Below are 6,918 nucleotides of genomic sequence, written 5' to 3'. Positions count from 1 at the left end.
GTGCTCCGCCGCGAGCCGCGCGCACACGTCGGCGGGCAGGCCCGTGCCGCCCGCCGGGCCCGCCGCGGGGCTCGTCTCCTTCGGGGCCGCGATCAGCCGCCCCGCCGGGGACAGCACCCAGGCCCGCAGGTCGAGGTCGGAGCCGAGCAGGTCGAGCACCACGTCGGGGCCGCCGCCCGCCGGGCCCGAGGTCATCATCCGCCGGTGCCGGTCCACGACGGCCGCGAGGTCCCCGGCGCGCTCCCCGGACACCTGCCGGACGACGTGCTCGGTGACGGTCGCGAAGGCCACCGACTCGTCGACCCGGAACAGCGGCAGCCGGTGCCGCGCGCACGCCACCACCAGGTCGTCGGGGACCTCGCCCAGCTCCGCCGTGCCCGCCGCCAGCGCGGCCACCCCGGCCTGCGCCAGGACCTTGACGAACGGTTCGGAGTCCGCCGCGTCCCGGCGCCAGGCCAGACCGGTCAGCACCAGTTCCCCGCCCGAGAGGTAACGGCTCGGATCGCGCAGGTCGGTCGTCATGACCCCGCGCACGCCGCGGTCGAGTTCGTCCTCGCCGCCGAGCAGCTTGAGGCCCAGCGCGTCGGTGTCCAGCAGTGCGCGCAGCCGCATTCTCGTCGCCGCCGTTTCTTTCGCTCGATGTCGGTGACGGGCCAGGGAGGAACGGTGCGGTGTCCGGCCGGTGGGTGGCTGATCAGCGCCGTCGGCCGCTCCTGGACCGCTTCCCCCGGTATCGGAGGAGGTGAGGAGGCTACGGGCGACCTCCGTTCATACGAATCTACAAGATGACCTCGCTGGCCAGCCAACTCCTTCGGACAATCCGTGACTGACCCGTGCGGAGCAGCGGGCGGTGTACTGAGCGCACTCCGAGTGAACTGCACAGAGTACGAGCCCCGTCCGCCGCACCCGGATGGCTCGATCTGTACGACCCACGAGACGAAGAAGAAGAGAGCCGGTCATGGACTTCCTTCGCCCCGCCAGCTGGGAGGAGGCGCTCGCCGCCAAGGCCGAGCACCCCGCCGCTGTGCCGATCGCGGGCGGCACCGACGTGATGGTCGAGATCAACTTCGACCACCGCCGGCCCGAGCACCTGATGGACCTCAACCGCATCGGCGAGCTCTCCGAGTGGGAGACCGGCGAGGACGGCGTGCGGCTCGGCGCCTCCGTCCCCTATACGAAGATCATGGAGCACCTGCGGGCCGAGCTCCCGGGGCTCGCCCTGGCCTCCCACACGGTCGCCTCCCCGCAGATCCGCAACCGCGGCGGCGTCGGCGGCAACCTCGGCACCGCCTCCCCGGCCGGCGACGCCCACCCGGCGCTGCTCGCCGCCGGCGCCGAGGTCGAGGCCGAGTCGGTGCGCGGCTCCCGCCGCATCCCGATCGACGACTTCTACACCGGCGTGAAGCGCAACGCGCTGGCGCCCGACGAGCTGATCCGCGCCGTCCACATCAAGAAGGCCGACGGCCCCCAGCAGTTCTCCAAGGTCGGCACCCGCAACGCGATGGTGATCGCCGTGTGCGCCTTCGGCATCGCCCTGCACCCGAGCACCCGCACGGTCCGCACCGGGATCGGCTCGGCCGCGCCGACACCCATTCGGGCGACGGCGGCCGAGGAGTTCCTGAACGCCGCGCTCGACGAGGGCGGCTTCTGGGACAACGGCAAGATCATCACCCCGTCCGTCGCCAAGCAGTTCGCCGACCTGTGCGCCGCGGCCTGCAACCCGATCGACGACGTGCGCGGCACCGCGAGCTACCGCCGCCACGCGGTCGGCGTCATGGCCCGCCGCACCCTGACCTGGACCTGGGAGTCGTACCGCGGCGCCCGCCACCTCACCGAGGGAGCCGCCTGATGCGTGTCACCTTCACCGTCAACGGACGCCGTCAGGAGGCCGACGACGTCTGGGAGGGCGAGTCCCTGCTGTACGTGCTGCGCGAACGGCTGGGCCTGCCCGGTTCCAAGAACGCCTGCGAGCAGGGCGAGTGCGGCTCGTGCACCGTGCGCCTGGACGGCGTCCCGGTGTGCTCCTGCCTGGTCGCCGCCGGCCAGGCCGAGGGCCGCGAGATCGTCACCGTGGAGGGCCTGGCGGAACACGCCCGGCAGCGCGCCTGCGGCACCGGAGCCTGCGGCACCGCGGACGACGCCACCGGAGCGCAGGCCGCGCCCGCGGGCACCGACTCGCAGACCGGCGAGGGCGTCGAACTCTCCCCGATCCAGCAGGCGTTCATCGACGCGGGCGCCGTCCAGTGCGGATTCTGCACCCCGGGCCTGCTGGTCGCCGCCGACGAGATGCTGGAGCGCAACCCGGCCCCCAGCGACGCGGACATCCGCGAGGCCCTGTCCGGCAACCTGTGCCGCTGCACCGGCTACGAGAAGATCATGGACGCGGTCCGCCTGGCCGCGGCCCGCCAGTCCGAGGGGGTCTGACCATGCCGACGAACGGTGTTCCCACCAAGATCACACAGGGCACGGGTGCCCGGGGCGGCATCGGCGAGTCGACCCTCCGCCCGGACGGCACCCTCAAGGTCACCGGCGAGTTCGCGTACTCCTCCGACATGTGGCACGAGGACATGCTCTGGGGGCACATCCTGCGCTCCACCACCGCCCACGCCGAGATTGTGTCGATCGACACCGGCGAGGCCCTGGCGACCCCGGGCGTGTACGCCGTCCTGACGTACGACGACCTGCCCACCGAGGTGAAGAACTACGGCCTGGAGATCCAGGACACCCCCGTCCTCGCCCACGGCAAGGTCCGCCACCACGGCGAACCGGTCGCGATCGTCGCCGCCGACCACCCGGAGACCGCGCGCCGGGCCGCCGCCAAGATCAAGGTCGACTACCGGGAACTGCCCGTCGTCACCGACGAGGCGTCCGCCCTCGCCCCCGACGCGGTCCTGGTCCACGAGAACCGCGACGACCACCACGCCGGCCACGTCCCGCACCCCAACATCGTGCACCGCCAGCCCATCGTGCGCGGCGACGTCGCCGCCGCCCGGGAGCGGGCCGACGTGATCGTCGAGGGCGAGTACACCTTCGGCATGCAGGACCAGGCCTTCCTCGGCCCCGAGTCCGGCCTCGCCGTGCCGGAGGAGGACGGCGGCGTCCACCTCTACGTCGCCACCCAGTGGCTGCACTCCGACCTGCGCCAGATCGCGCCCGTGCTCGGCCTGCCCGAGGACAAGGTGCGGATGACCCTGGCCGGGGTCGGCGGGGCGTTCGGCGGCCGCGAGGACCTGTCGATGCAGATCCACGCCTGCCTCCTCGCACTGCGCACCGACAAGCCCGTCAAGATCGTCTACAACCGGTTCGAGTCGTTCTTCGGCCACGTCCACCGCCACCAGGCCAAGCTGTTCTACGAGCACGGCGCCACCGCGGACGGCCGGCTGACCCACATCAAGTGCCGCATCGTGCTGGACGGCGGCGCGTACGCCTCCGCCTCCCCGGCCGTGGTCGGCAACGCCTCCTCGCTCGGCGTCGGCCCGTACGTCGTGGACGACGTCGACATCGAGGCGATCGCCCTCTACACCAACAACCCGCCCTGCGGCGCCATGCGCGGCTTCGGCGCGGTCCAGGCGTGCTTCGCCTACGAGGCACAGATGGACAAGCTGGCGGCGAAGCTGGGCATGGACCCGGTGGAGCTGCGGCAGCTCAACGCCATGGAGCAGGGCACGCTCCTGCCCACCGGCCAGCGGGTCGACTCCCCGGCGCCGGTCGCCGAACTGCTGCGCCGCGTCAAGGCCATGCCGATGCCGCCCGAGCGGCAGTGGGAGTCCAGCGAGGGCGCCGACGTGCGCCAGCTGCCGGGCGGCTTGTCCAACATCACGCACGGCGAGGGCGTGGTGCGCGGCGTCGGCTACGCGGTCGGCATCAAGAACGTCGGCTTCTCCGAGGGCTTCGACGACTACTCCACCGCCCGGGTCCGCATGGAGGTCGTCGGCGGCGAACCGGTCGCCACCGTGCACACCGCGATGGCCGAGGTCGGCCAGGGCGGCGTCACCGTCCACGCGCAGATCGCCCGCACCGAGCTGGGCGTCGACCAGGTGACCATCCACCCCGCCGACACCCGGGTGGGCTCCGCCGGCTCGACCTCCGCCTCGCGGCAGACGTACGTCACCGGCGGCGCCGTCAAGAACGCCTGCGAACTGGTCCGCGAGCGGGTCCTGGAGCTCGGCCGGCGCCGCTTCGGCGCCTCCCACCCGGCCTGGGCGACCGCCGAACTCCTGCTGGAGGGCGGCAAGGTCGTCACCGACGGCGGCGAAGTCCTCGCCGACCTCACCGACGTGCTCGGCGACGACGCCGTCGAGGTCGAGGAGGAGTGGCGGCACCGGCCGACGGAACCCTTCGACCTGCGCACCGGCCAGGGCAACGGCCACGTCCAGTACTCCTTCGCCGCGCACCGGGCCGTGGTCGAGGTCGACACCGAACTCGGCCTCGTCAAGGTGATCGAACTGGCCTGCGCGCAGGACGTCGGCAAGGCCCTCAACCCGCTGTCCGTCATCGGCCAGATCCAGGGCGGCACCACCCAGGGACTGGGCGTGGCCGTCATGGAGGAGATCGTCGTCGACCCGAAGACCGCGAAGGTCCGCAACCCCTCCTTCACGGACTACCTGATCCCCACCATCCTCGACACGCCGACCATCCCCGTCGACGTGCTCGAACTCGCCGACGACCACGCGCCGTACGGGCTGCGCGGCATCGGCGAGGCCCCGACCCTGTCGTCCACCCCGGCGGTCCTCGCGGCCGTCCGGAACGCGACGGGCCGGCAGCTCGACCGCACACCGGTCCGCCCCGAACACCTGACGGGAACCGCGTAGAGGATCCCCGAGGGATCCGCGTGCCCGCCGCACCCCGCGGCACCCGGCGCCGGGCAGGGAGCAGCACCCCACGGTCCTCCCGGCGCCGCACACCGATGTTCGTCTCGGGCCGTCCCCCGGGTCGTGCACATCCCAAATCCCGTGAACCCCGAAGAGGGCACGGGTGCCCCTGTGAACCTTGGGAGATGGCACCATGACCCAGTCAGTGCAGCCCAGGACCGCCGCCGACGACGCGGGCGCGGGAACCCGCGTCCCGGCCGGCCGGTCCTGGCTCGACCGTTACTTCCACATATCGCACCGAGGGTCCACGGTCGCCCGTGAAGTGCGCGGCGGCATCACCACCTTCATGGCGATGGCCTACATCCTGCTGCTCAACCCGCTGATCCTGTCCGGCGAGGACGCGGCCGGCAACACCCTCGGCCGCACCGCCCTGATCACCGCCACCGCGTTCGCCGCCGCGCTCACCACCCTGCTGATGGGCTTCTTCGGCAAGGTGCCGCTCGCCCTCGCCGCCGGGCTGTCGGTCTCCGGCGTGCTCGCCTCGCAGGTCGTGCCCGTGATGACGTGGCCGCAGGCGATGGGCATGTGCGTCATGTACGGCGTCGTCATCATGCTGCTCGTCGTCACCGGCCTGCGGGAGATGGTCATGAACGCCATCCCGCTCGCCCTGAAACACGCGATCACCATGGGCATCGGCCTGTTCATCGCCCTGATCGGCTTCTACAAGGCCGGCTTCGTGCACCAGGGCGAGGCGACCCCGGTCACGCTCGGCCCGGCCGGCGAACTGTCCGGCTGGCCGGTCCTGCTCTTCGCCGTCACCCTCCTGGCGATCTTCATGCTCCAGGCGCGGGGCGTGCCGGGCGCGATCCTGATCGGCATCATCGGCGGCACCGTGCTCGCCGTCGCCCTCAACGCGTTCGGCGTCATCGACCCGAAGCAGTGGGCCGCCGGGGCACCCGAACTGAACGGCAGCGCCGTGTCGATGCCCGACTTCGGGGTGTTCGGCGCCGTCGAGTTCGGCGGCTGGGGCGAGGTCGGCGCGATGACCGTCGGCATGATCGTCTTCACTCTCGTCCTGGCGGGCTTCTTCGACGCCATGGCCACCATCATCGGCGTCGGCACCGAGGCGAAGCTGGCCGACGACAAGGGCCGGATGCCGGGCCTGTCGAAGGCACTGTTCATCGACGGGGCCGGCGGCGCCATCGGCGGTGTCTCCGGAGCCTCCGGGCAGACCGTGTTCGTGGAGTCGGCGACCGGGGTCGGCGAGGGCGCCCGCACCGGACTGTCGTCCGTCGTCACCGGGGTGTTCTTCGCGGCCTGTCTGTTCTTCACCCCGCTGACGGCGATCGTGCCGGGCGAGGTGGCCGCCGCCGCCCTGGTGGTGATCGGCGCCATGATGATGATGAACGCCCGCCACGTCGACTGGGCCGACCGCGCCACCGCCATCCCGGTGTTCCTCACGGTGGTGATCATGCCGTTCACCTACTCCATCACCGCGGGTGTCGCCGCCGGAGTCATCTCCTACGTCGCCATCCGGACCGGCCAGGGCAGGGCCCGGGAGATCGGCGCCTTCATGTGGGGCCTGGCGCTGGTCTTCCTGGTCTACTTCGCCCTCGCCCCCATCGAGAGCTGGCTGGGCGTGCACTGACCCGCGCCCACAGGGAACCCGCACGCGTACCGCTGCCGAGGAGAGCACGATGCTGGACATCGCCGAGGAACTGCACCGGTGGACCACCGAGGGCCGCGACTTCGCCGTCGCCACGGTCGTGGCGGTCGGCGGCAGCGCGCCACGGCAGCCCGGCGCCGCGCTGGCCGTCGACGCCGACGGCACGGCGATCGGCTCCGTCTCCGGCGGCTGCGTGGAGGGCGCCGTGTACGAGCTGTGCGAGCAGGCGCTCCGGGACGGCCAGTCCGTCCTGGAGCGCTTCGGGTACAGCGACGACGACGCCTTCGCGGTCGGCCTGACCTGCGGCGGCGTCATCGACGTCCTGGTCACCCCGGTCCGGGCGGACGACCCCGTCCGCCCGGTCCTGACCGCCGCGCTCGCCGCCGCCGCTCAGGGCGGGGCGGCGGCGCTGGCCCGCATCGTGAGCGGCCCCGCCGAGCT

The 6,918-nt window shown here is 72.4% G+C and carries 6 protein-coding genes; 5 read left to right on the top strand and 1 reads right to left on the bottom strand.

What is annotated here, in order from left to right:
* Positions 1 to 612: PucR family transcriptional regulator ligand-binding domain-containing protein (locus tag G3I53_RS21380; protein WP_203617308.1), on the bottom strand; the 612-nt coding region annotated here is incomplete at its 3' end.
* Positions 613 to 958: 346 nt separating this feature from the next.
* On the opposite strand from G3I53_RS21380, the gene G3I53_RS21375 reads away from it, so the two are divergent.
* The 5 genes from G3I53_RS21375 to G3I53_RS21355 form a co-directional block, all read left to right on the top strand.
* A complete protein-coding gene (locus G3I53_RS21375) occupies positions 959 to 1,849 on the top strand; it encodes a xanthine dehydrogenase family protein subunit M (RefSeq protein WP_164339172.1) in 891 nt (296 codons plus the stop codon).
* A complete protein-coding gene (locus G3I53_RS21370) occupies positions 1,849 to 2,424 on the top strand; it encodes a (2Fe-2S)-binding protein (RefSeq protein WP_164339174.1) in 576 nt (191 codons plus the stop codon). The genes G3I53_RS21375 and G3I53_RS21370 overlap by 1 nt, the downstream gene beginning before the upstream one ends.
* 2 nt (positions 2,425 to 2,426) lie before the next feature.
* Positions 2,427 to 4,811, top strand: coding sequence for a molybdopterin cofactor-binding domain-containing protein (locus tag G3I53_RS21365; RefSeq protein ID WP_164339176.1), 2,385 nt, complete (start codon positions 2,427 to 2,429; stop codon positions 4,809 to 4,811).
* A gap of 193 nt (positions 4,812 to 5,004) precedes the next feature.
* Positions 5,005 to 6,459 carry an NCS2 family permease gene (locus G3I53_RS21360; RefSeq protein ID WP_164339177.1) on the top strand — a complete coding sequence of 485 codons (1,455 nt, stop codon included), beginning with the start codon at positions 5,005 to 5,007 and terminating at the stop codon, positions 6,457 to 6,459.
* Positions 6,460 to 6,508: 49 nt separating this feature from the next.
* A partial coding sequence (locus tag G3I53_RS21355; RefSeq protein WP_164438667.1) for an XdhC family protein occupies positions 6,509 to 6,918 on the top strand: 410 nt, incomplete at its 3' end.

It is taken from the genome of Streptomyces sp. SID14436 (assembly GCF_010548465.1).
Taxonomy (GTDB): Bacteria; Actinomycetota; Actinomycetes; order Streptomycetales; family Streptomycetaceae; genus Streptomyces.
This window is presented reverse-complemented; position numbering and strand designations above follow the sequence as displayed.